The sequence below is a fragment of the Pseudomonas sp. 02C 26 genome, assembly GCF_002843585.1.
Taxonomy (GTDB): domain Bacteria; phylum Pseudomonadota; class Gammaproteobacteria; order Pseudomonadales; family Pseudomonadaceae; genus Aquipseudomonas; species Aquipseudomonas shirazensis.
Genome location: NZ_CP025262.1, coordinates 284,425 through 307,512 on the forward strand (window position 1 = coordinate 284,425; position 23,088 = coordinate 307,512).

The 23,088-nt window shown below is 64.5% G+C and carries 20 protein-coding genes; 7 read left to right on the forward strand and 13 right to left on the reverse strand.

What is annotated here, in order from left to right; genetic code table 11:
• Window position 1 precedes the first annotated feature (1 nt).
• The 13 genes from phaC (CXQ80_RS01275) to gshB all read right to left on the reverse strand — a co-directional run bounded on the left by phaC (CXQ80_RS01275) (window position 2) and on the right by gshB (window position 13,341).
• Window positions 2–1,684 (reverse strand): class II poly(R)-hydroxyalkanoic acid synthase, encoded by a 1,683-nt coding sequence (phaC, locus tag CXQ80_RS01275; protein WP_101315702.1) that lies wholly within the window; start codon window positions 1,682–1,684, stop codon window positions 2–4.
• 87 nt (window positions 1,685–1,771) lie between these two features.
• The gene (gene phaZ, locus CXQ80_RS01280; protein WP_101315704.1) at window positions 1,772–2,623 is read right to left on the reverse strand and encodes a poly(3-hydroxyalkanoate) depolymerase; all 852 of its coding nucleotides are present in this window, start codon (window positions 2,621–2,623) and stop codon (window positions 1,772–1,774) included.
• A gap of 55 nt (window positions 2,624–2,678) precedes the next feature.
• Window positions 2,679–4,358, reverse strand: coding sequence for a class II poly(R)-hydroxyalkanoic acid synthase (gene phaC, locus CXQ80_RS01285; protein ID WP_101315706.1), 1,680 nt, complete (start codon window positions 4,356–4,358; stop codon window positions 2,679–2,681).
• 352 nt (window positions 4,359–4,710) lie between these two features.
• Entirely contained in the window at window positions 4,711–5,088 is a 378-nt protein-coding gene (locus tag CXQ80_RS01290; protein ID WP_101315708.1) for a gamma-butyrobetaine hydroxylase-like domain-containing protein, read from the reverse strand.
• Between the two features lie 144 nt (window positions 5,089–5,232).
• A complete protein-coding gene (hslU, locus tag CXQ80_RS01295) occupies window positions 5,233–6,579 on the reverse strand; it encodes an ATP-dependent protease ATPase subunit HslU (protein ID WP_101315710.1) in 1,347 nt (448 codons plus the stop codon).
• Window positions 6,580–6,652: 73 nt separating this feature from the next.
• Window positions 6,653–7,183 carry an ATP-dependent protease subunit HslV gene (gene hslV, locus CXQ80_RS01300; protein WP_101315712.1) on the reverse strand — a complete coding sequence of 177 codons (531 nt, stop codon included), beginning with the start codon at window positions 7,181–7,183 and terminating at the stop codon, window positions 6,653–6,655.
• A 294-nt stretch (window positions 7,184–7,477) separates the two neighbouring features.
• Window positions 7,478–8,749, reverse strand: a complete 1,272-nt coding sequence (locus CXQ80_RS01310; protein ID WP_101315716.1) for a dihydroorotase — start codon at window positions 8,747–8,749, stop codon at window positions 7,478–7,480.
• Window positions 8,746–9,750: an aspartate carbamoyltransferase catalytic subunit gene (locus tag CXQ80_RS01315; RefSeq protein ID WP_101315718.1), complete on the reverse strand. Its 1,005-nt coding sequence runs from the start codon at window positions 9,748–9,750 to the stop codon at window positions 8,746–8,748. Before CXQ80_RS01315 ends, CXQ80_RS01310 begins: the two co-directional genes overlap by 4 nt.
• 12 nt (window positions 9,751–9,762) lie before the next feature.
• Complete coding sequence (gene pyrR / locus CXQ80_RS01320; protein WP_101315720.1) at window positions 9,763–10,281, reverse strand: bifunctional pyr operon transcriptional regulator/uracil phosphoribosyltransferase PyrR; 519 nt, start codon at window positions 10,279–10,281, stop codon at window positions 9,763–9,765.
• 51 nt (window positions 10,282–10,332) lie between these two features.
• Window positions 10,333–10,764 carry a Holliday junction resolvase RuvX gene (ruvX, locus tag CXQ80_RS01325; protein WP_101315722.1) on the reverse strand — a complete coding sequence of 144 codons (432 nt, stop codon included), beginning with the start codon at window positions 10,762–10,764 and terminating at the stop codon, window positions 10,333–10,335.
• On the reverse strand, window positions 10,764–11,333 hold the full coding sequence (locus CXQ80_RS01330) for a YqgE/AlgH family protein (protein WP_101315724.1): 570 nt from the start codon (window positions 11,331–11,333) through the stop codon (window positions 10,764–10,766). The genes ruvX and CXQ80_RS01330 overlap by 1 nt, the downstream gene beginning before the upstream one ends.
• 69 nt (window positions 11,334–11,402) lie before the next feature.
• A complete protein-coding gene (locus tag CXQ80_RS01335) occupies window positions 11,403–12,302 on the reverse strand; it encodes an energy transducer TonB (protein ID WP_101315726.1) in 900 nt (299 codons plus the stop codon).
• An 85-nt stretch (window positions 12,303–12,387) separates the two neighbouring features.
• Window positions 12,388–13,341, reverse strand: coding sequence for a glutathione synthase (gene gshB, locus CXQ80_RS01340; RefSeq protein ID WP_101315728.1), 954 nt, complete (start codon window positions 13,339–13,341; stop codon window positions 12,388–12,390).
• A 236-nt stretch (window positions 13,342–13,577) separates the two neighbouring features.
• Here gshB and CXQ80_RS01345 point away from each other — a divergent pair, with 236 nt between their 5' ends.
• From CXQ80_RS01345 to CXQ80_RS01375, 7 genes are read left to right on the forward strand one after another with little or no spacing between them, the layout of a single operon-like run.
• Window positions 13,578–13,979, forward strand: a complete 402-nt coding sequence (locus tag CXQ80_RS01345) for a PleD family two-component system response regulator (protein ID WP_101315730.1) — start codon at window positions 13,578–13,580, stop codon at window positions 13,977–13,979.
• Between the two features lie 45 nt (window positions 13,980–14,024).
• Window positions 14,025–14,390 (forward strand): twitching motility response regulator PilH, encoded by a 366-nt coding sequence (gene pilH, locus CXQ80_RS01350; RefSeq protein WP_101322927.1) that lies wholly within the window; start codon window positions 14,025–14,027, stop codon window positions 14,388–14,390.
• Window positions 14,387–14,935 (forward strand): chemotaxis protein CheW, encoded by a 549-nt coding sequence (locus CXQ80_RS01355; protein WP_101315732.1) that lies wholly within the window; start codon window positions 14,387–14,389, stop codon window positions 14,933–14,935. The genes pilH and CXQ80_RS01355 overlap by 4 nt, the downstream gene beginning before the upstream one ends.
• A gap of 10 nt (window positions 14,936–14,945) precedes the next feature.
• Entirely contained in the window at window positions 14,946–17,006 is a 2,061-nt protein-coding gene (locus CXQ80_RS01360; RefSeq protein ID WP_101315734.1) for a methyl-accepting chemotaxis protein, read from the forward strand.
• 10 nt (window positions 17,007–17,016) lie between these two features.
• Window positions 17,017–21,978, forward strand: a complete 4,962-nt coding sequence (locus tag CXQ80_RS01365; RefSeq protein ID WP_101315736.1) for an Hpt domain-containing protein — start codon at window positions 17,017–17,019, stop codon at window positions 21,976–21,978.
• The gene (locus CXQ80_RS01370) at window positions 21,971–22,432 is read left to right on the forward strand and encodes a chemotaxis protein CheW (protein WP_101315738.1); all 462 of its coding nucleotides are present in this window, start codon (window positions 21,971–21,973) and stop codon (window positions 22,430–22,432) included. Before CXQ80_RS01365 ends, CXQ80_RS01370 begins: the two co-directional genes overlap by 8 nt.
• Window positions 22,433–22,464: 32 nt before the next feature.
• A complete protein-coding gene (locus CXQ80_RS01375; protein ID WP_101315740.1) occupies window positions 22,465–23,082 on the forward strand; it encodes a hemolysin III family protein in 618 nt (205 codons plus the stop codon).
• Window positions 23,083–23,088: the final 6 nt, after the last annotated feature.

The window sequence follows — 23,088 nt, forward strand, 5'->3', positions numbered from 1 at the left end:
GTCAGCGCACCAATACGTAAGTGCCAGGTGCCGGCGCCAGGGGTGGATAGGTGGTGTTGCCCAGGCTGCTGCGCGGAGCCTTCAGCGGCCCCGAGCGCTGGCCGATCCACTCCAGCCACAGTGGCCACCAACTGCCTTCGCTGCGCTTGGCATCATGGAACCAGGCGCGCGGGTCGCTGCTCAGGCGCGGGTTGTCGAGGTAGTAGGCCTTGGGGTTGCCGGGCGGGTTGATGATGCTCTGGATATGGCCGCTGTTGGCCAGCACGAAGCGTTGCTTGCCGCCGACCAGCAGCGCCGAGCGGTACACCGCATCCCAGGGCGTGATGTGATCGTTGCTGCCGGCGACATGAAAGCTGTCCAGCTCGACCTGCTTGAGATTGATCGGCGTGCCGCACACCTCCAGGCCATCGGCGTGGGCCAATGGGTTGAGCTTGAAAAAGTCCAGCAGGTCGCCATGCAGGGCTGCCGGCAGCCGCGTGCTGTCGGCGTTCCAGTAGAGGATGTCGAAGGCCGGCGGGGTCTTGCCGAGCAGGTAGTTGTTGACCCAGTAATTCCAGACCAGATCGTTGGGCCGCATCCAGGCAAAGATCCGCGCCACTTCAGCGCCGTCGAGCACGCCGCGCTGGTAGGAGCGGCGCTTGGCGGCTTCGACTGTCTGCTCGTCGGCAAACAGGCTGGCCGGGCTGTCGAACTGGCTGTCGAGCAGGCTCACCAGATAGGTCGCGCTGCGCACCTTGCGCAGTTGCTTCCTGGCCTGCAGATGGCCTTGCAAGGCCGCCATGGTCAGGCCGCCGGCGCAGGCGCCGAGCAGGTTCGGGTCGCGGTTGCCGGTAATGCTGCGGCAAGCATCGAGCGCTTCCTCCAGCGCCTGCACGTAGCTCGACAGGCCCCATTCGCGGTGACGCGGTTCCGGGTTACGCCAGCTGACCATGAACACCTGCAGGCCGTTCTTGAGCATGTACTGGACGAAGCTGTTGCCGGGGCTGAGGTCGAAAATGTAGTACTTGTTGATCTGCGGCGGCACGATCAGCAGCGGCCGCGCATGCTGTTGCTCGCTCATCGGCTGGTACTGGATCAGCTCCAGCAGCTCGTTGCGAAACACCACCGCGCCGGGCGTGTTGGCCACGTTGCCACCCACGGCGAAGGCGCTCTGGTCGACCTGGCGCGGCATGCCGTCGTTGTGGCGCAGGTCGTCAAGCAGGTGGCCAAGGCCGCGCAGCAGGCTCTGCCCGCCGGTGTTGAGCAGCTCTTTGACGGCCAGCGGGTTGAGCAGCGAGTTGCTCGGCGCCAGTGCGTCGTTGATCTGGTTGAGCAGAAACTGCGCGCGGGCGCGATCATCTGCCGACAGTGAACTGTGCTCGATCCACAGCCGCGATTGTTTCTGCCAGGCCAGATACGCCTGCAGGCCGCGTCGGTACAGCGGGTTGTCCTGCCAGGTCGGGTCAGCAAAGCGGGTGTCACGCGGGTGCGGCTGTAGCGGCGAATCGCCGAGCATCACCCGGCCCAGTTGGCTGCCCAGGGCGAGCAGGTGGCGGGCGGTGTACAGCGGATCGCGCAGGCCCTGACGGCCAACCTGGCGCAGTGTCGAAATCAGGTCGCGACCGCGCAGGCCGGTGATGGCGTTCTGCACATTCATCACCGTGACCGGGGCGGGTGAGTTGCCTTTGGCCGGCTTTTCTTGCATGACAACACTCCCTCGTTGTGATGGCGTCGGTTGCACCAGCGCGGTCGCGGCGTCACTGCCCGGCCAGCGCCAGATGCACAGGTGTAGCTAGGTGCCGCTGGCGGGGCGCGGGTGCATCCGTGCGCGCTGCCGTTCCTGCTCGAGAAACTTCATGATGATCGGCGCCACCGCTTCGGCCCGGGTAATCAGGAACAAGTGACCGTCGTCGATGATGTGCAACTGGGCGTTGGGGATGCGCCAGGCCAGCAGGCGCATGTTGATCAGCGGAATCAACGGGTCATCGTCACCGGCCAGCACCAGGGTCGGCTGGCTGATCTTGTGCAGCCAGTGAATGCTGGTCCAGCCAAGGCCGGCGAACAGTTGCCAGTAATAACCGAGCTTGCCGCCCGAGCGCACTTTTGCGGCATGCCGGGCAGCCAGTTCCGGGTCGCGGCGAAACGCGCCGCCGTAGATCAGCGGGGCGATACGTATCACATGGGATGGCTGCACATAACGCCGCGGGCTGGCCATCATCCACAGCACCTTGGGCTTGCCCGGCACCATCACCGCGCCGGCCGCCGTGGCCGCCAGCACCAGCTTCTTGCAGCGCTCGGGGTAATCATGGGCGAATTGCTGGGCGAGGGCGCCGCCCCAGGACACGCCGATGACGTTGACCTGGCCGTAGTCGAGGTAGTCGAGCATGCGCGCGGTCAGCTTGGCCAGGCCAGGAAAGCGATATGGCTGGCGCGGCGTCGATGAGCCGCCCACACCGGGCACGTCGAAGGCAATTACCTCGAGGTCCGGGTCAAGCGCCTCGATGAATGGAAACACCAGCTCAAGGTTGGCGCCGATGCCGTTGAAGATCAGCAACGGCGTCAGGTGCGGTTTGCCTGGGCGAACCGCCGTGCGGATGGACTGGTCGTCCAGCTCGACGGTGCGAAAAACATAGGGTTGCGGCATGCGCGAAACTCTGTGAGGAACGAAGCGCCACGGCGCTAGGCCGTGGCGGTCATGCTCAACGTTCGTGAACGTAGGTGCCCGGTGCAGCTTCGCCGGCGACATAGGCCCGATTGCCCAGCCGCGCTGGGGCTTTTTTCAGCTCGCCCGCACGCTCGCCGAGCCAGGCTTGCCAGTGCAGCCACCAGGAGTCGGCGTGCTTGATGGCGTTTTCCTGCCAGGCCAGCGGGCTGTCCGGGCGATCTTCACCGGTCATGAAGCGCGCCTTGGGATTGCCTGGCGGGTTGAGGATGCTCTGGATGTGGCCGCTGCTGGACAACACGAACTCGATCTTGCCACCGAACAGATGCGCCGAGCGGTAGCAGGCCTGCCACGGCGTGATGTGGTCGGCGGTGCCGGCCAGGCTGTAGATATCGCACTTGACCTGCTTGAGGTCGATGGCCGTGCCGCACACTTCCAACGCTTGGGGGCGGGTCAGCGGGTTGTTCTTGAACATCTCGATCAGGTCGCCGTGGAAGGCCGCCGGCAAGCGCGTGGTGTCATTGTTCCAGAACAGGATGTCGAACACCGGCGGCTCGTTGCCAAGCAGGTAGTTGTTGACCCAGTAGTTCCAGATCAGGTCATTGGGGCGCATCCAGGCAAACACCTTGGCCATGTCGCTGCCTTCGAGTACGCCGGCCTGGTAGGAGTGGCGCTTGGCTGACTCCAGGGTCTGCTCGTCGACAAACAGCGCGACCTGGTTGTCCATGGTGGTGTCGAGCACGCTGACCAGCAGGGTCAGAGCGTTGACCTTGTTCTCGCCGAGCGCGGCGTAGTGGCCGACCAGCGCGGTGCAGGTGATGCCGCCGGAACAGGCCCCAAGCATGTTCAAGTCCTTGCTGCCGGTGATCGCCAGCACCGCGTCGACCGCTTCCTTGAGCGCATCGATGTAGGTCGACAGGCCCCATTCGCGCTGGGCCTTGGTCGGGTTGCGCCAGCTGATGATGAAGGTCTGCTGGTGCGAGCGCAGGCAAAAGCGCGCCAGGCTCTTGTCCGGGCTCAGGTCGAAGACGTAGAACTTGTTGATCTGCGGCGGCACCACCAGCAACGGCCGGGCGTGCACTTGTTCGGTGATCGGCCGGTACTGGATCAGCTCGAGCACGTCGTTGCGAAACACCACTGCGCCTTCGCTGGTGCCGAGGTTCTTGCCCACTTCGAACGCGTCCTTGTTGACCTGGCTGGGCATGCCGCCATTGCTGACCATGTCCTTGGCGAGGTTGGACATGCCATCGAGCAGGCTCTTGCCGCCGGTTTCGAAGAAGCGTTTGACCGCTTGCGGGTTGGACAGGGTATTGGTCGGCGACATGGCCTCGGTCATCAGGCCGATGACGAACTGGCCGCGGCTGATGTCCTGTGGCGACAGGTCGCTGGTGCTGATCCAGTCGTTGAGCTCCTGGCGCCAGGCCAGGTAGGTCTGCAGGTAGCGTCGGTACAGCGGGTTTTGTTGCCAGGCTGGATCATTGAAGCGGCGGTCGTCGCCGGCCGGTTGCAGGCTGGACTTGCCCAGCAGCACGTTTTTCAGTTCCAGGCCAAAGTGGGCGACGTGCTTGGCGCTGTGCAGCGGCTGGCGGATGGCCTGGCGCAACACCGTACGCGCCGTGCTGAGCAGATCCTTGCGGCGAATGCCGATGATCGGGTTCAGGCCCAGGGTGTTTTCCGAGGCCTGGCGCTGCAAGTCATCGTTGTTCTTGTTACTCATCTACGACGCTCCGTTGTCCTGAGACGAGTACCGGCTGGCTGAGGCAGATACACAGCACATGCCGGTACAGATCGCTCGGGTGACCAGTGATAAGGAACAGCGCTGCGGCGAGCGGATGCGTAGTGGTGATGAGCTGCGGGGGATTCTGCGTGTGAAGACAGCCTGCTTTCGCTCGCGACCTCTACAACAACCGGCTCGGCCCTGCTTGGCTGAATGCAATGCAGGGAGCTTGCCAGCTCCATTGGTTACCCGACTTTCATGTATTGCGCAAGACAGCCCAAACCCTGGCTGGCATCAAGCCATTCAAGCAGAGCAAATTAGAAAATGCGCTCTAAACATGACAATCCTTGCGCTAGAGCATCAGCTTGACCACAGATTCGGCAGGATCGCGGGATTTGCCGGCCTTGCGCAGCTCGTCGAGATAGTCGGCCCACAGCTCGGCCTGACGCAGGCTGAGTTGTTCGAGGTATTCCCAGGTGAACAATCCGCTGTCATGGCCGTCGTCGAAGATCAATTTCAGTGCATATTGGCCGGCCGGTTCCACGCCGATGAGGCCGACGTTGATCTTGCCGAATTGCAGGATGGGTTTGCCGTGGCCCTGGACCTCGGCGGAAGGCGAGTGCACCCGCAGGAATTCGGCGGGCAGCTGGTAGACCTCGCCGGGGGCGTAGGTCAGGGCGAGGGTTTTCGAGGCTTTGTGCAGGTTGATCGCGGTTGGGAGGCGGGGCATGGGTCGGGATCTCTTTCGGAGCTGAGGGCCATGGGGGCCGCTCCGCGACCCTTTCGCGACACAAGGCCGCTCCTACAGGGGACCGCGATGTCTGTAGGAGCGGCCTTGTGTCGCGAAAGGGCTGCGTAGCAGCCCCCAGCAGTCTTACAGAATATACCGAGACAGATCTTCGTTCTGCGCCAGCTCACCCAGATGGCCGTTGACGTACTCGGCGTCGATCCGGATCGGCGTGTCGTCATGCGCGCTGGCCAGGTCGCCAGCACTGAACGAAACCTCTTCGAGCAGACGTTCAAGCAGGGTGTGCAAACGACGCGCACCGATATTTTCGGTCTTCTCGTTGACCTGATAGGCAATCTCGGCCAGACGCTTGATGCCGTCGGCCGCGAACTCGATGGTGAGGCCTTCGGTCTTGAGCAGCTCGCGGTACTGTTCGGTCAGCGACGCGTGCGGCTCCTGCAGGATGCGCTCGAAGTCTTCCGGGGTGAGCGCCTTGAGTTCGACGCGGATCGGCAGACGGCCTTGCAGCTCGGGTACCAGGTCGCTCGGCTTGCTCAGGTGGAATGCACCGGAGGCGATGAACAGGATGTGGTCGGTCTTGACCATGCCCAGCTTGGTGTTGACCGTGCAGCCTTCGATCAGCGGCAGCAGGTCGCGCTGTACGCCTTCACGGGAGACATCGGCGCCGCCGACATTGCCGCGCTTGGCCACCTTGTCGATCTCGTCGATGAACACGATGCCGTGCTGCTCGACCGCTTCGAGGGCCTTGGCCTTGAGCTCTTCTTCGTTGACCAGGCGGCCCGCTTCTTCTTCGCGGACCATCTTCAGCGCTTCCTTGACCTTGAGTTTGCGCGACTTGCGCTTGCCCTTGCCCATGTTGGCGAACAGGCTCTGCAGCTGGTTGGTCATCTCTTCCATGCCGGGCGGAGCGGCGATGTCGACGCCCATGCTCTCGGCTACTTCGATCTCGATTTCCTTGTCGTCCAGCTGGCCTTCGCGCAGGCGCTTGCGGAACAGCTGACGGGTGTTGGTATCGCTGCTCGACGGCGCGGCTTCTTCGGCAAAGCTGCTGGCGCTGCGGGCCTGTGGCAGCAGTGCATCGAGTATCCGGTCTTCGGCGGCATCTTCGGCGCGGTGGCGCACACGGATGATTTCCTGCTCACGGAACAGCTTCAACGCAGCGTCGGCGAGGTCGCGAATGATCGACTCGACGTCGCGGCCAACGTAGCCGACTTCGGTGAACTTGGTCGCTTCGACCTTGATGAACGGCGCGTTGGCCAGCTTGGCCAGGCGACGCGCGATCTCGGTCTTGCCGACGCCGGTCGGACCGATCATCAGGATGTTTTTCGGGGTGACTTCAGCGCGCAGCTCAGCCGGCAGCTGCATGCGCCGCCAGCGGTTGCGCAGGGCAATGGCGACGGCGCGTTTGGCGTCGTCCTGGCCGATGATATGGCGGTTGAGTTCGTGGACGATTTCGCGGGGGGTCATGGACATGATCTATTCGGTCCTCGGGCACAGTAATCAGTGTGGAAAAGTCCCGCGCTGAGCGGGACGCCAGAACAACTGATCACTCGGCCAGGTCCTGCTCCTCGATAGTCAGGTTGTGGTTGGTGAACACGCAGATGTCACCGGCGATGTGCAGCGCGGTTTCGGCGATTTCGCGAGCCGACAGCTCAGTCTTGTTCAGTAGTGCGCGGGCAGCGGCCTGGGCGAAGGCGCCGCCGGAACCCATGGCGATCAGGCCGTCTTCTGGCTCGACCACGTCACCGTTGCCGGTGATGATCAGCGAGGCGTCTTTGTTGGCCACGGCGAGCATGGCTTCGAGGCGGCTCAGGGAGCGGTCGGTGCGCCATTCCTTGGCCAGTTCGACGGCGGCGCGAACCAGGTGACCCTGGTGTTTTTCCAGCTGGCCTTCGAAGCGCTCGAACAGGGTGAAGGCATCGGCAGTGGCCCCGGCGAAGCCTGCAATGACCTGACCGTGGTACAGGCGGCGGACTTTTTTCGCGTTGCCTTTCATCACGGTGTTGCCGAGGGATACCTGGCCGTCGCCCGCCATGACGACTTTGCCGTGGCGGCGGACTGAAACGATGGTAGTCAAGGGAGAGTCTCCACGCAGCGGGGCGAAAATGCCTGATGCAGACTCATATGGGGGGAGGGGGGAAAGATTTCAACCTTGGCGGATGGATGGTTGGCTTCAGGGCTAAGCGATGCCCGATGGGGTACGCGGTCGGCGTAGGAGCGGCCTTGTGTCGCGAAAGGGTCGCGGAGCGGCCCCATATTTTCAGCTTCGCCGCCGACATCGCCGGGCCCACTGTGCGGGCCTTTCGCGACACAAGGCCGCTCCTACAGATCGCGGTGTTCGCGGTCGGTGCAGGAGCGGCCGCGCCAAGCCTCAGGCTTCGTGGCAGATGTGGCCGTCCACCAGCGTATAACGCACCGCACTCGGCAGGCAGTGGCCGATGAACGGGCAGTTGTCGCCGCGCGACAGCCAATGCTCACCGGCCACGGTCGAGGCCTTTGGATCAAACAACACCAGATCCGCCGCACCGCCAACCTTCAGCTCACCTGCCGGCAAGCGCAGTGCCTGGGCAGGCCCGCTGGTCAGTCGCGCAAGCAAGGTCGGCAGATCCAGCAGGCCATCCTCGACCAGCGTCATCGCCAACGGCAGCAACAGCTCGACACTACTGATACCAGGCTCGGTAGCGCCAAACGGCGCCAGTTTGGCATCGCGCTCGTGCGGCTGGTGATGGCTGGAAATCGCCTGGATCACCCCCGACTTGACCGCTTCACGCAGGCCATCGCGATCCGCCGCGGTACGCAGCGGTGGCTGCACGTGGTACAGGCTGGAGAAGTCGCGCAGCGCTTCGTCGGTGAGGATCAGCTGGTACAACGCTACGTCGGCTGTGACCGGCAGGCCCAGTGCCTGCGCCTGGGCAATCAGGCGGGCGCCGCGGGCGCTGGTGATCTGGGTGAAGTGCGCACGCACGCCACTTTGCTCGACCAGCAGCAGGTTGCGCGCCAGGGCGACGGTTTCGGCGCTTTCCGGGATGCCGGGCAAGCCGAGGAAGCTGGCCATCGCACCTTCGTGGGCCAGCCCGCCGAGGGCCAGGTCATGGTCCTGGGAGTGGAACACCACGGTCAGGTCAAAGGTGGCGGCGTACTCCAGCGCGCGCGCCAGGGTGCGGTTGTTGGGGATCTGCTTCAAACCGTTGCCAAATGCTACGCAGCCGGTATCACGCAGGGCCACCAGCTCGGCCAGTTGCTCGCCTTCAAGCCCCTTGGTCAGGGCGCCGATCGGGTAGACCTTGCTGTTGCCGGCTTCACGGGCACGGTCGAGTACCAGCTCGGCCACTGCCGAGGTGTCCAGCACCGGCTTGGTCTGCGGTGGGCAGCACAGGCTGGTGACGCCACCGGCGACGGCTGCGCGGGTTTCGCTGGCGATGTTGCCCTTGCGGCTGTAGCCCGGCTCGCGCAGGGCGACGTCGAGGTCGACCAGGCCCGGTGCGGCGACCAGGCCGTTGGCGTCGATACTGCGGCTGGCGCTGAAACCGGCCGGGGCGGCGCCGATGGCGACGATCTTGCCCGCTTCCAGGTGCAGGTCGCTGATGCTGTCCAGGCCGCTAATCGGATCGATGACCCGGGCGCCAAGAATACTGATGCTCACAGGGCGTGCTCCTGGTCCAGTTGTCGTTGCGTGTTCTGCCCGCTCATGGCCATCGACAGCACCGCCATGCGCACGGCGATGCCGTAGGTGACCTGGTTGAGGATTACCGAATGTTTACCGTCGGCGACTGCCGATTCGATCTCGACGCCGCGGTTGATCGGCCCCGGATGCATGACGATGGCATCCGGTTTGGCCCCGGCCAGGCGCGCCGTGGTCAGGCCGAACAGGCGGTAGAACTCGCCTTCGCTGGGCAGCAGGCCGCCGGCCATGCGCTCACGCTGCAGGCGCAGCATGATCACCACGTCGACGTCCTTGAGGCCTTCGGCGAGGTCGGTGTAGACCTTCACGCCGTACTGCTCGATGCCCACCGGGATCAGGGTTTTCGGGCCGATCACGCGGATGTCCGGGCAGCCCAGGGTCTTCAGCGCGAGCATGTCGGAGCGGGCCACCCGCGAGTGCAGGATATCGCCGACGATGGCTACCGAGAGGTTCTCGAAGCTGCCTTTGTGGCGGCGAATGGCGAGCATGTCGAGCATGCCCTGGGTCGGGTGCGCGTGGCGGCCGTCGCCACCGTTGATCACGGCAACGTCCGGGCACACGTGCTCGGCGATGAAGTGCGCCGCGCCCGAGTCGGAGTGGCGCACGACGAACATGTCGGCGGCCATGGCCTCAAGGTTGCGCAGGGTGTCGAACAGGGTCTCGCCCTTGCTGGTCGAGGAGGTCGACACGTTCAGGCTGATGACGTCGGCCGACAGCCGCTGGGCCGCCAGCTCGAAGGTGGTGCGGGTGCGGGTGGAGTTTTCGAAGAACACGTTGCACACGGTCTTGCCGCGCAGCAACGGGACTTTCTTCACTGCCCGGTCGCCGACTTCAAGAAACGAGTCGGCAGTGTCGAGAATCTCGGTGAGCAGTTCGCGGGGCAAACCATCAAGCGAGAGGAAGTGGCGCAGCTGGCCCTGATCATTGAGCTGCAGCGGGCGCTTGGCGTCGAGTGGCGTCATCGCGGGGGACTCTTAAAGGGCGGAAGCGGTAGCAAGGTCCTGGCGCTCGAGGGCGAGCGGGGCCGGGCCGGTCAATTTTACCCGCTCATGGGCTGCCAGTGACAGCGTGGCGCCGAGCACGTTGGGCCGGATCGGCAGTTCGCCGGCATCCAGATCGAGCAGGCACACCAGGGTGACGCTGGCCGGGCGGCCATAATCGAACAGTTCGTTGAGGGCAGCGCGAATTGTGCGCCCGCTCATCAGCACGTCATCGACCAGCACCAGGTGCTGGCCTTCGACCTCGAACGGCAGCTCGGAGGGGCGCACTTGCGGGTGCAGGCCGTTCTGGCTGAAGTCGTCGCGATAGAACGACACATCCAGGGTGCCCAGCGGGCTGCTGTCGGCAAGCTCCTGCTGCAGCGCCTGAGCGACCCACACACCACCGGTGCGGATGCCGATGAAGCGCGGCTCGGCAATGTTGCGGCGGGCCAGGTGGGCGCGAAGGTCGACGGCCATCTGCCGGATCAACTCGGTGGGGTTGGGTAGGCTCATTGCGTGCTCCTCGGGGCGCCGGCAGACCCGGCGGCAAAGCGAAAGGTGGAATCAGTGACCGGTATTGGCCTCCAGCCAGCCCTGCAGGAGCAGCGCGGCGGCGATGGCGTCGACCGGGTTGTCGCGATAGGTGCCGCGCTGACCGCCACGGGCCATGCGCTCGCCCTTGGCTTCGAAGGTGGTCAGGCGCTCGTCGTGGGTGTGCACCGGCAGGTTATAGCGGCCGTGCAGGCGGTTGGCGAACTTCTGCGCGCGGGCGCTCATCTCGCTGGGGGTGCCGTCCATGTTCAGCGGCAGGCCAACGACGATGGCGTCGGGTTTCCATTCCTTGATCAGCTTTTCCACCTGGGCCCAATCCGGAATACCGTCCTGGGCACGCAGGGTGCACAGCTCGCGGGCCTGGCCGGTGATGACCTGGCCAACCGCGACGCCGATCTGTTTGGTGCCGTAGTCAAAGCCCAGCAGCAGGCGCACCTCGGCCATCAGGCGTGACCTGCCTGGCTGGTCAGCAGGCTGAGGTTGATGCCCAGCGACGCTGCTGCCGCACTCAGGCGCTGGTCGCTGGCCAGGCTGAAGATGATTTCAGGGTCGAATGGGCAGTTGAGCCAGGCGTTGTCGGCAAGTTCGGCCTCCAGCTGGCCGGCTTCCCAACCCGCGTAACCGAGGGTGATCAGGCTCTGCGCCGGGCCTTCGCCGTTGGCCAGGGCAAACAGCACATCCTGCGAGGTCGACAGCGACAGGCCTTCGAGCTCGATGGTGGCCTCATAGCTGCGCTCGCTGCTGTGCAGAACAAAGCCGCGGTCGGTCTGTACCGGCCCGCCGATGTAGATCGGTACTTGCAGGGTACTCAACGGCGGTTCTTCGTCCGGGCGCAACTGCTCGAGGATGTCTGCCAGGTTGAGTTCCTGCGGCCGGTTGACCACCAGGCCCATGGCGCCATTGGCGTTGTGCTCAACGATATAGGTCAGGGTCTGGGCAAAGTTCGGATCGGCCATGTGCGGCATGGCGATCAGGAACTGATGCTTGAGGTAACTCGGAGTGAGGTTTTTCATGGGGGTAGTGTGGCGCCAGGCGACGCCAGCTTCAAGCTGCAAGCTGTGAGAAAAAACCACTGACGCGGTTTAGTTGCTCGACAGCCGGTCGCCGCGGGCAAAGCGCCAGGTACGAATGATCTCCAAACGGTCGAATTCGGCCAGATCACCGGTAAACGGCGCGAACGGCGCGGCAAGGCGAACGATGCGCTGCGCGGCCTGATCCAGCAGCGGTTGGCCGGACGACTCCAGCACCAGCACCTCGAACAACGAGCCATCGCGGTTGATCGAAACCATCATGCGCAGGTTGCCGTAGATCTGCTGGCGACGGGCTTCGTCGGGGTAGTTGAGGTTACCGACCCGCTCGACCTTCTTGCGCCATTCCTCTTTGTACCAGGCACCTTTGTCGCGCATGGTCGAAGCCGCGTTCAAACGATGGATCTTGGGCCGCTTGGCATACAGCTGCTGCTCGTTGGACAGCTCGGCTTCAAGGCTGGCGATCTGGCTCGACAGCTGCGAGCTGTCAAATTCCGGGGTCGCCGCAGGAGGCTTGGGCTGGGCCTTGGTTTCCTTGGGCTTGGGTTCGACCTTCTGCGCCTTGGCTGCCGTGGTGGCGACCGCGGCCTTCTGCGGAGCAGGTGGCGTTTCGCGCTTGGCGGCCGGCGGAGGCGTGACCTTGTTGATCTTGCTGTCCTGAAACGGCGCCAGTTCAGTGGTCTTGGGCACCGCCTTCTTGTCCAGGGTACCGCTGCCTTGCTGGTTGTCCTGGGCCTGGAAGTCGGCCTTCTCAGGCGCTTTCTCGCTCTTGAAGGTTGCCAGGGTGATATCCATGGTGTGGCGGATTTCACTCGGCTTGACCACCGTGAAGCCGACCCCGAGGATCAGCGCCAGGTGCACCAGGGCAGCCAGAAACAAGGTAAAGCCAAGCCGGTCCACCGGGCGAACGCGGGGTGGCAGCAGGTCGGCAGGGATGTCAGCGGGCAGCGTCATCGGGTATCCAGCAATCGCCAGGCGGGGCAGCAGGTCAAAGGACCGGCATCATACCGCACTGAGCGATTGCGCTTCGCGTCGGTGGTCAGCGCGCCTTCAGCTTGCGATCAATGGCGTCCATCAACTGCACGCCGATCTGGGTGCCGTAGGCGTTGTCGATTTCGCGGATGCAGGTCGGGCTGGTCACGTTGATTTCGGTCAGATGCTCGCCGATCACGTCCAGGCCGACGAACAGCAGGCCCTTTTCGCGCAGGGTTGGCCCGACCTGGGCGGCGATCCAGCGGTCGCGCTCGCTCAGTTCGCGCGCTTCACCACGGCCGCCAGCAGCCAGGTTGCCACGGGTTTCGCCGCTGGCCGGGATGCGCGCCAGGCAGTACGGCACCGGCTCGCCGTCGATCATCAGGATACGCTTGTCGCCGTCCTTGATTGCCGGCAGGTAGGCCTGCGCCATGATCTGCTGGGAGCCAAGCGCGGTCAGGGTTTCGAGGATCACCGACAGGTTCGGGTCACCGACCCGGTGGCGGAAGATCGAGGTGCCGCCCATGCCGTCCAGCGGCTTGAGGATCACATCGCCATGCTCGGCGGCAAACGCACGGATGATGTCCGGGCGGCGGCTGACCAGGGTCGGCGGGGTGCACTGCGGGAACAGTGTGGCGAACAGCTTTTCGTTGCAGTCGCGCAGGCTCTGCGGGCGATTGACCACCAGTACCCCGGCAGCTTCGGCCTGCTCCAGCAGGTAGGTGCTGTAGACGAACTCCATGTCGAACGGCGGATCCTTGCGCATCAGGATCACGTTGAGGTCGCTCAGCGGTGCGTCGATTTCAGCCTCCAGCTCGAACCACTTCTCGGGATTGGCGAATACCTGCAGCGGGCGCATCTTTGCCCGCGCCACGCCTGCGCTCTGGTACAGGTCCTGCTGCTCCATGTAGAACAGCGTCCAGCCGCGGGCCTGGGCTGCCAGCAGCATGGCCAGCGAACTGTCCTTTTTGTAGGAGATGGACGCGATAGGGTCCATGACAATCCCGAGGCGAACGCTCATGGGGGAATTCCTCTTGGCGGCAATTGGCCGCGATGGCAATAGATAAAGTGGCTCAGGGTGGCGCCGCGCGCGCCGTCGGTCAAGGGGGCGGCGATGGCAAAGGCTGTCAGGATGCGTGCAGCTTCAAGCTGCACGCTATAAGCTGCTGGTAAATGCGCACAGTCGCTGGCGCAGCGCTTTTTCCGGGCGCGTGAACCTTGTACTGTGCGGCGCAACGTCATTGTCGGTAGGCGATTATGGAACAACCCCTGAAGGTGATGGTGATCGACGATTCACGCACGATCCGCCGCACTGCGCAGCTGCTGCTGGGTGAGGTCGGCTGTGAAGTGATCACCGCCAGCGACGGCTTTGACGCGCTGGCCAAGATTGTCGACCATAGGCCGCGGATCATCTTCGTCGACGTGCTGATGCCGCGTCTGGACGGTTACCAGACCTGCGCCGTGATCAAGCACAACAGCGCCTTCAAGGACACCCCGGTGATCCTGCTGTCGTCGCGTGATGGCCTGTTCGACAAGGCCCGCGGCCGCGTCGTTGGCTCTGATCAATTTTTGACCAAACCATTCAGCAAAGAAGAATTGCTTGAGGCGATCCGGGCCCATGTGCCGGAATTTGCCGCTCAGGCGCAACCTGCATCCTGACCGCGCCTGGCATGGCGGCGGCACTTTCCTTCAATGGGGAACAGCATGGCCCGAGTTCTGATTGTCGATGATTCGCCGACAGAGTTGCACAAACTCACCGCGATCCTGGAAAAGCATGGCCATGAGGTGCTCAAGGCCGACAACGGCGCCAACGGCGTGGCGCTGGCCCGCCAGGAAAAGCCCGATGTGGTCCTGATGGACATCGTCATGCCCATCCTCAACGGCTTTCAGGCAACTCGCCAGCTGAGCAAGGACGCCGCTACCAGCGGCATCCCGGTAATCGTCATCACCGCCAAGGACCAGGAAACCGATCGGGTCTGGGCGGCGCGCCAGGGCGCGCGTGATTTTCTCATCAAGCCGGTCGATGAAGACTCGCTGCTGGCCAAGCTGAAAGCGGTGCTCGACATTTGACCACCCGCCGCGCCTCGCTGACTGCGTTCGAGCTGCTGCTCGACATCGATCGCCGCTGCCGTCTGCTGGAGGCCGATCAGCCGTCGCAGGACAGCCGGCTGCAACAGTGGAGCGGGATTGGCTTTCGCGTTGCCGAGCAGTGGTTCGTGGCGCCCATGGTCGAAGTCGCCGAAGTCTTGCGCGAGCCGCGCAGCAGCCGCGTCCCCGGCGTGCAGCCGTGGGTATGCGGGGTGGCCAACCTGCGTGGGCGGCTGTTGCCGGTGATGGACCTGAGCAGTTTTTTTGGCCTTGGGCCACTGCCGCCAGGCAAGCAACGGCGGGTGCTGGTGCTGGATCACGAGGCACTGTTTGCCGGCTTGCTGGTCGATGAGGTGCTGGGGTTGCAGCACTTCAGCCTGAGCAGCCTTGAGCTGTCGCCACCGCAGCCGTTGCTGGCGGCGGCGACGCCGTTTGTGCAGGGCCATTTTGCCCGTGAGCACAACTGGGCCATCTTCAGCCCGCTGGCCCTGGCCCAGGCGCCGGGTTTTCTTGATGTAGCGTTGTAGAGGATCGACCGTGAACAAGCCTGTCAGCCCCGTCACTCCACCGGCCGTGACCCCGCGCGTGCGCAGCAGTGCGCAGATCACCGTGCTGTTCGTGGTGCTGATCCTGTCGATCATCCTGCTGTTCGCCAACTTCGCCTACCTCAACACCCAGTCCAATTACGACAAGCAGTACATCGGCCACGCCGGTGAGCTGCGCGTGCTGTCCCAACGTATCGCCAAGAACGCTACCGAGGCCGCTGCCGGCAAGGCCCTGGCTTTTCGCCTGCTGTCGGATGCGCGCAACGACTTCGAGCGGCGCTGGGGCTACCTGCGTGAAGGTGACAAGGCCACCGCGCTGCCGGCAGCGCCAGCCAAGGTCCGCGATGAAATGGAAGCGGTGCGCCAGGACTGGGAGACGCTGCGCAAGAACACCGACGTGATCCTCGCCAGCGAACAGACCGTGTTGTCGCTGCACCAGGTCGCGGCAACCCTCGCCGAGACCGTGCCGCAGTTGCAGGTCGAATACGAGAAGGTGGTCGAGATCCTCCTGCAAAGCGGTGCCCCCGCCGCGCAAGTGGCGGTAGCCCAGCGCCAGTTGTTGCTGGCTGAGCGGATTCTGGGTTCGGTCAACACCGTGCTGGCCGGCGATGACTCGGCAGCGCAGGCGGCCGATGCCTTCGGCCGCGATGCCAGCCGCTTTGGTCAGGTGCTTGAAGGCATGCTCGGCGGCAACCCGGCGATCCAGGTCACTCGGGTCGAGGACGCCGATGCCCGCGCGCGGCTGGCGGAGATTGCCGAGCTGTTCCAGTTTGTCTCCGGCAGTGTCGATGAAATCCTCGAAACCTCCCCCGAACTGTTCCGCGTGCGCGAAGCGGCGAGCAATATTTTCAGCCTGTCGCAAACCCTGCTCGATGAAGCCTCGCACCTGGCCAACAGCTTCGAGAACCTGGCCAACGGGCGCACCCTTGATACCGTTGGCGGCTACGTGCTCGGCTTGCTGGCGCTGGCCTCGATCATCCTCATCGGCTCGGTGATGGTCCGCGCGACCAATCGCCAGCTGCGCGAAACCGCGGAAAAGAACGAGCGCAACCAGCAGGCAATCATGCGCCTGCTCGACGAAATCGAGGAACTGGCCGACGGCGACCTGACAGTGACGGTGTCGGTCACCGAAGACTTCACCGGGGCCATCGCCGACTCGATCAACTACTCGGTGGACCAGCTGCGTGACCTGGTCACCACCATCAACCACAGCGCCTTGCAGGTTGCCGCCGCCGTGCAGGACACACAGAACACCGCACGCCAGCTGGCCAAGGCCTCTGAGCAGCAGGCCGAGCAGATCAGCGAAGCCTCGGTGGCGGTGGGCGACATGGTCGAGTCGATCGACCGGGTGTCGGCCCACGCCTACGAGTCGGCCAAGGTCGCCGAGCGTTCGGTGGCCATCGCCAACAAAGGCAACGAGGTGGTGCACAACACCATCCACGGCATGGACAACATTCGCGAGCAGATCCAGGACACCGCCAAACGGATCAAGCGCCTGGGTGAGTCGTCTCAGGAGATCGGCGACATCGTCAGCCTGATCGACGACATTGCCGAACAGACCAACATTCTCGCCCTCAACGCAGCGATTCAGGCCTCGCTGGCCGGTGAAGCCGGCCGCGGTTTTGCTGTGGTTGCCGACGAAGTCCAGCGTCTGGCCGAACGCTCGTCGTCGGCCACCCGGCAGATCGAGGCGTTGGTGCGGACCATTCAGACCGACACCAACGAGGCGGTCATCTCCATGGAGCAGACCACCGCCGAAGTAGTCCGCGGAGCGCGTCTGGCGCAGGATGCCGGGGTGGCTCTGGCGGAAATCGAAGGCGTCTCGCAGACCCTCGCCGAGCTGATTCACAGTATTTCCGATGCCGCCCAACTGCAGACCTCTTCAGCCGGGCAGATTTCCCACACCATGGCTGTGATCCAGCAGATTACCGCGCAGACCTCGAGCGGCTCCGGCGCCACCGCCGACAGCATTCGCCACCTGGCGCGGATGGCCAGCGAGATGCGCCGCTCGGTTTCCGGTTTTACCTTGCCGGCCCCGGCCGAACCCCGCTGAGGAGTAACCCATGGCCTCGGCAGCAGTAAGCCCCGAACGTCACGACACGGTCGCCCTGGCCTGGACCAAGGCGCCCATTCTCGATTGCCTGGCCCAGGCCCGGCAGGCGCTTGAGCGGTTTGCCGGCGACCCTACGGAGCTGGCCACGCTGGCGCTGTATGTGGATAACCTGCACCTGGTCCACGGTTGCCTGCGCATGCTTGAACTGCGCGGGGCGACGCGCCTGGCCGAAGAACTCGAGCTGCTCGGGCGGGCCATGGCCGACGGCCAGATCAGCCCGCGCGGCGACTGCCTCGGCGCGATGTTCCGTGGCCTTGAACAGCTACCACCTTACCTTGAGCGCCTGCGCGGCGCCCGCCACGACCTGCCGCTGGTGATGCTGCCGTTGCTCAATCGCCTGCGTGAGTGCCGTGGTGTCGAGCCATTGGCCCAGGGCAGCCTGATGGGTGAAGCGGCGCAGCGCCTGGCCGGTGCTGCCGACCTGGCTGACCTGGACCTGTCGCTGGGCAACTGGCGCGAGCAACTACAGGCTGGCCAGGGCCGCGATGCCCTGCGTTCGGTGGTGGCGGCGCTGTGCGATGACCTGATGCGGATCAAGGACTGCCTCGATCAGTTTGTCCGAGGCGAGCAATCGCGCGAGCAACTGGACGCCCTGGTCGCGCCCTTGCGTCAGGTCGCAGACACCCTGGCAGTGTTGAATTTCCAGCAACCGCGGCGGGTCATCATCGATCAGGTGCTGGCGTTGCAGGCTCTGGCACAGGATCAGCAGAGCGTCGACGATGCGCTGTTGATGGACGTTGCCGGGGCCCTGCTGTACGTCGAGGCAACCCTCAATGGTATGGTCGGCCCGCTGGAAGAAAGCGGCCAGGGCAGCATGCCCGGCTCGGACATGGCGCACATCCGCCACGTGGTCCTCAGCGAAGCGGTGTCGGTGCTGCAACAGGCCAAGGACCTGATTGGCGACTGCCTCGAATCGGGCTGGCCACGTCAGCGTCTGCAAGCCTTGCCGGGGTTGTTGCAGCAAGTGCGCGGTGCACTGGCGATGCTCATGCTGCCTGCTGCCGCCGAGCTGTTTGCCGGTGCCGCAGGCTATGTGCAGGGCTGGCTGGCGCATCTGGAGGAAGAGCCACAGCTGGATGAACTGACCCACCTGGCCGATGCGTTGTGTGCCGGCGAATGCTATTTGCAGTGGCGGGTGGCTGATCCTCTGGCCGACGCCCAGCCGTTCATCGACATGGCCAGGTCCAGCCTGACGGCGCTTGGCGTGAACTGTGGGCATGGCGCACTGGCCGATGAAGGCGAGGAAATCGACGCCGAGTTGCGCGAGGTATTCCTTGAAGAAGCCAACGAACTGCTGCCCGAGATCGAACGCCACTGGCTGCGCTGGCGTGCCGACAACAGCCTGCGCGAGGCGCTGATCGAAGTGCGCCGGGCTTTGCACACGCTCAAGGGCAGCGGCCGCATGGTCCGCGCCGAAGCTCTGGCGGAGCTGGCCTGGGGCGCCGAGCGGCTGATCAACCGGGTGCTCGAAGGCCGGGTCGGCCTGGCCGGGCAAGGCCTGGTCGCCTTGCAGCAGGCTTTCGTGCGCCTGCCGGACCTGCTCGCCGACTTCGCCGTGGGCCATTTGCCGCCGCTGGCCGAGGTCGAGCATCTGGTCAGCCAGTTGCACGCGCTGGCCGTCAACGAAGCCCCTGTCGCGGCGGGGCTGGATGGGCTTGATCCGCAGTTGCTGGAGATCTTCCGTAACGAGGCGCAAGGCCATCTGGCCAGCCTCGAGGCGTTTCTGCTCGCTGCCGACAGCCATGGCACGCCGGTCAGCGACAGCTTGCAGCGCGCGCTGCACACGCTCAAGGGCAGCGCCGCCATGGCCGGGGTGATGCCGATCGCCGAGCTGGCCACGGCCTTCGACCGGCTCGCACGGGAATACCGCAGCCATGAGTTGCGCCTGCAACAGACCGAACTCGACTGGCTGGAAGCCGCCCACGCGCTGTTCCATCTGGGCCTGGCGCAGCTGCACAGCACACCGCTGGCGCCCATCGCCGGCGCCGCCGAGTTGATCGAACAGGTTGGTCAGGGCGTCGATGCTCAGTTAGCGGCACTGCACGACGAATCCTCGGCCAATCGCCGTAGTCGGCGTGACCCGCAGCTGATCGCCAGCTTTCTGGCCGAGAGCATGGACATTCTGCTCGATGCCGAGTCGCTGCTGGCGCGCTGGCAGCAGCAACCGCAGCAGCGTCAGGAGCTGGAAACCCTGCTCGACGAACTGACCAATCTCAGCCACGGCGCGAACCTGGCCGACCTCTGGCAAGTGGACGAGGTCTGCGAGGCGCTGCTCGATCTGTACGGTGCGGTGGAAGAGGGCAGCCTGGTCGCCGACACGCGCTTTTTCAATCAGGCCCGCCAGGCCCACGACGTGCTGATCGACATGCTCGACGAAATTGCCGCCGGGCAGGAAGTCAGCTCGCGCAGCGAGTGCGTCGACGGTTTGCGCGCACTGCTCGATCAAGCGCTGGCGCCCGATGGCACCGGCCTGATCGGCCGTGATGGGGTCACGCCGCTGCCGCCCCTCGAATATGCGCAAGTAGTGCAGCCAGCGCTGCTCGAAGCACCGCCCGAGCCAAGTCAGGCTCCGGCTACTGTAGAGCCTGTTGAACCCGCCGAAGCGGCGGACAGCCCAGGTGATCAGGAGCTACTCGAGGTGTTCCTCGAAGAAAGCTCGGACATCGTCGAAAGCTCTGCGGCAGCGCTGGACCGCTGGCAGGCCGACCCGCGCAGCAGTGTCGAGGTCGAGACCCTGCTGCGCGACCTGCATACGCTCAAGGGCGGCGCGCGCATGGTCGAAATCGCCGCGATCGGCGACCTCGCCCATGAGCTGGAATTTCTCTACGAGCTGCTTGCCGCTGGCCGCCTGCCGCCGACCGCAGCGCTGTTTGCCCTGCTGCAGAACTGCCACGACCGCCTGGCGCACATGCTCGATGCGGTGCGCCTGGGCGAGCCGCTGCATGCGGCCACGGCGCTGATCGACTACATCCGCAACTTCAGCAGCGCGGCGTTGACCGACAGCGCGGCCGCGCCGGCCATCGCCAGCGAAGCGGCAGTGCCCGCTGAACCGGCAGCGGTTGCCCCGGAGCGGGCGCCGGGCGATATGGTCAAGGTCGATGCCGAGCTGCTCGATGATCTTGGCAACCTGGCCGGCGAGCACGCGCTGATCCGCGGCCGTATCGAGCAGCAGGTCAGCGACGCCCAGTTCGCCCTCAGCGAGATGGAAACCACCCTTGAGCGCATGCGTGATCAGTTGCTGCGCCTGGAGATAGAAACTCAGGCCAGCAGCGCCAGCCGTTATCAGGCTGAAAGCGACAGCTATGACGATTTCGATCCGCTGGAAATGGACCGCCATTCACAGTTGCAGCAACTGTCGCGGGCGCTGTTCGAATCCGCCTCGGACCTGCTCGACCTGAAGGAAACCCTGGCTCAGGGGGCGCAGGAAGCCCACGGCCTGCTGCAGCAGCAGGCGCGGGTCAACAGCCAGTTGCAGGAGGGCCTTACCGCTACCCTGATGGTGCCGTTCGAGCGCCTGGTGCCGCGTTTGCAACGTGTCGTGCGGCAGGTCTCCAGCGAACTCGGCAAGCAGGTCGAGTTGGTGGTCGGCAATGCCGAGAGCGAGCTAGACCGCAGCGTGCTGGAGCGCATGGTGGCGCCGCTTGAACACATGCTGCGCAACGCCGTCGACCATGGCCTGGAGTCGCGCGAGGCGCGCCTGGCTGCCGGTAAACCTGAGCAAGGTACGATCCATCTGAATCTGCTCCACGAAGGCGCCGACATCGTTATCGAGATGAGTGACGACGGTGCCGGGGTGCCGCTCGCGGCGGTGCGCGACAAAGCCATCAAGCGCGGCCTGCTCGATCCGCGCGCGCGCCTGAGCGACCACGAAATCCTCCAGTTCATCCTCCGCCCCGGTTTCTCGACGGCAGAAAAGATCACTCAGATTTCCGGCCGCGGGCTGGGCATGGATGTTGTTCATGAAGAGGTCAAGCAGCTCGGCGGCGCCATGAGCATCGCTTCCAGCCCCGGCAAGGGCGCGCGCTTCCAGATCCGCCTGCCATTCACGGTGTCGATCAACCGCGCCTTGATGGTCCACCTGGGTGATGAGCAATACGCCATTCCGCTCAACACCATCGAAGGCATCGTCCGCGTGCCGCCCAGCGAACTGGCTGCCTGCTACCAGCTGGATACGCCGAGCTACGTGTATGGCGGCCACGCCTACCAGCTGCGCTACCTGGGCGAGTTGCTGCAAAGCGGTGTTGCCCGGCCTGGCCTGCTTGGCCAGAGCGTGCCGCTGCCGGTGATCCTGGTGCATTCGCAGGAAGCGTCGTTCGCGATCCAGGTCGACAGTCTGTCACCCAGCCGCGAGATCGTGGTCAAGAGCCTCGGCCCGCAGTTTGCTGCAGTGCCGGGGCTGTCCGGGGCAACCTTGCTCGGTGACGGTCGGGTGGTGCTGATTCTCGATCTGCTCGGCCAGCTCCGCGGCCAGCAACGGCGTCTGGCCCGGCTGCCCAGTGGCGATGTACATCAACAGCGGCAGTTCGAGGCCGCGCCTCGGCAACGATTGGTGATGGTGGTCGACGATTCGGTAACGGTGCGCAAGGTCACCAGCCGCTTGCTCGAGCGCCACGGCATGAGCGTGCTGACCGCCAAGGACGGCGTTGATGCCATGGCCCTGCTGGCAGAGCATCGGCCTGACGTACTGCTGCTGGACATCGAAATGCCCCGTATGGATGGCTTTGAAGTGGCCACGCGGATTCGTCAGGACCAGCGCCTGAAGGACCTGCCGATCATCATGATTACCTCGCGCAGCGGCCATAAGCACCGCGACCGAGCCATGGCCATCGGCGTCAACGAATACCTGGGCAAGCCGTATCAGGAGTCGCTGCTGCTGCAAAGCATTGCCCACTGGAGCCAAACCCATGCTTGAACATATCGCCGGCCAACGCAGCAGCCTGACCGGCCTGCTGCTGCCCCTGGGTGATCGGACCCTGGTTCTGCCGAATGTGGCTGTGGCAGAGTTGATCGGCCAGCGTGCGTTGTCTTGTCAGATCGGTGAGCCAAACTGGCACCTGGGCTGGCTCGACTGGCGCCAGCAACGCTTACCGCTGATTGGTTTCGAGGCGGCCTGTGGCGGCCAGACGGTGTGCGGCGCGCGCGCGCGGATTGTCGTACTCAATGCGTTGGGTGATACCGGCCTGCGCTACCTGGCGTTGCTGCTGCAGGGCATCCCGCGGGCGTGCAAGCTGGACAGCCAGCTCAATTATGTCGACGTGCCGTTGAACGCGCTGGAGCTGGCGGCGGTCCAGGTAGGCGAGCAAGTAGCGCGGGTACCGGACCTGGTCGCGCTGGAGCGGATGGTGCGCGAGGCGGCGCTGCGCTGAAACCCGGAACTAGCGAGGAGGTCTTTGACTGCATGTATTACGGTGAACGCTTCAATGCCTGGACGCACCTGGTCGGTGCCATCTTGGCTTTCATCGGTGCCAGCTGGCTGATCATCACCGCCGGCCTGCAAGGCGACCCATGGAAGATCATCAGCTTCTCGATCTACGGCGGTACCCTGGTGCTGCTATACAGCACCTCGACCCTGTACCACAGCACCCGCGGCCAGGCCAAAGTGATCATGCGCAAGCTCGATCACCTGTCGATCTACCTGCTGATTGCCGGCAGCTACACCCCGTTCTGCCTGATCAGCCTGCGCGGCCCGTGGGGCTGGAGCCTGTTCGGGGTGGTCTGGGGGTTGGCGGTGATCGGCATGCTGCAAGAGATCAAGCCGCGCTCGGAAGCGCGGATTCTGTCGATCATCATCTACGCGCTGATGGGCTGGATCGTGCTGGTAGCGGTCAAGCCGCTGCTGCAGACTTTGGGCACTGCCGGTTTTGCCTGGCTGGCGGCCGGTGGTGCGTGCTACACCATCGGCATCATCTTCTTCGCCTATGACAGCCGCTTTCGCCACTGGCACGGCATCTGGCACCTGTTCGTGATTGCCGGCAGCCTGCTGCACTTCATCGCCATCAGCTTCTACGTGCGCTGAGCAGCA

What these genes read in the sequence shown, in the direction of transcription:
- CXQ80_RS01375 (WP_101315740.1), top strand. Translation starts at nt 22,465, where the DNA reads ATGTATTACGGTGAACGCTTCAATGCCTGGACGCACCTGGTCGGTGCC.
- CXQ80_RS01365 (WP_101315736.1), top strand. Translation starts at nt 17,017, where the DNA reads ATGGCCTCGGCAGCAGTAAGCCCCGAACGTCACGACACGGTCGCCCTG.
- pyrR (WP_101315720.1), bottom strand. Translation starts at nt 10,281, where the DNA reads ATGAGCCTACCCAACCCCACCGAGTTGATCCGGCAGATGGCCGTCGAC.
- CXQ80_RS01330 (WP_101315724.1), bottom strand. Translation starts at nt 11,333, where the DNA reads ATGAAAAACCTCACTCCGAGTTACCTCAAGCATCAGTTCCTGATCGCC.
- CXQ80_RS01370 (WP_101315738.1), top strand. Translation starts at nt 21,971, where the DNA reads ATGCTTGAACATATCGCCGGCCAACGCAGCAGCCTGACCGGCCTGCTG.
- hslU (WP_101315710.1), bottom strand. Translation starts at nt 6,579, where the DNA reads ATGTCCATGACCCCCCGCGAAATCGTCCACGAACTCAACCGCCATATC.
- CXQ80_RS01315 (WP_101315718.1), bottom strand. Translation starts at nt 9,750, where the DNA reads ATGACGCCACTCGACGCCAAGCGCCCGCTGCAGCTCAATGATCAGGGC.
- phaC (WP_101315702.1), bottom strand. Translation starts at nt 1,684, where the DNA reads ATGCAAGAAAAGCCGGCCAAAGGCAACTCACCCGCCCCGGTCACGGTG.
- ruvX (WP_101315722.1), bottom strand. Translation starts at nt 10,764, where the DNA reads ATGGCCGAGGTGCGCCTGCTGCTGGGCTTTGACTACGGCACCAAACAG.
- phaZ (WP_101315704.1), bottom strand. Translation starts at nt 2,623, where the DNA reads ATGCCGCAACCCTATGTTTTTCGCACCGTCGAGCTGGACGACCAGTCC.
- CXQ80_RS01335 (WP_101315726.1), bottom strand. Translation starts at nt 12,302, where the DNA reads ATGACGCTGCCCGCTGACATCCCTGCCGACCTGCTGCCACCCCGCGTT.
- CXQ80_RS01290 (WP_101315708.1), bottom strand. Translation starts at nt 5,088, where the DNA reads ATGCCCCGCCTCCCAACCGCGATCAACCTGCACAAAGCCTCGAAAACC.
- gshB (WP_101315728.1), bottom strand. Translation starts at nt 13,341, where the DNA reads ATGAGCGTTCGCCTCGGGATTGTCATGGACCCTATCGCGTCCATCTCC.
- pilH (WP_101322927.1), top strand. Translation starts at nt 14,025, where the DNA reads ATGGCCCGAGTTCTGATTGTCGATGATTCGCCGACAGAGTTGCACAAA.
- phaC (WP_101315706.1), bottom strand. Translation starts at nt 4,358, where the DNA reads ATGAGTAACAAGAACAACGATGACTTGCAGCGCCAGGCCTCGGAAAAC.
- CXQ80_RS01345 (WP_101315730.1), top strand. Translation starts at nt 13,578, where the DNA reads ATGGAACAACCCCTGAAGGTGATGGTGATCGACGATTCACGCACGATC.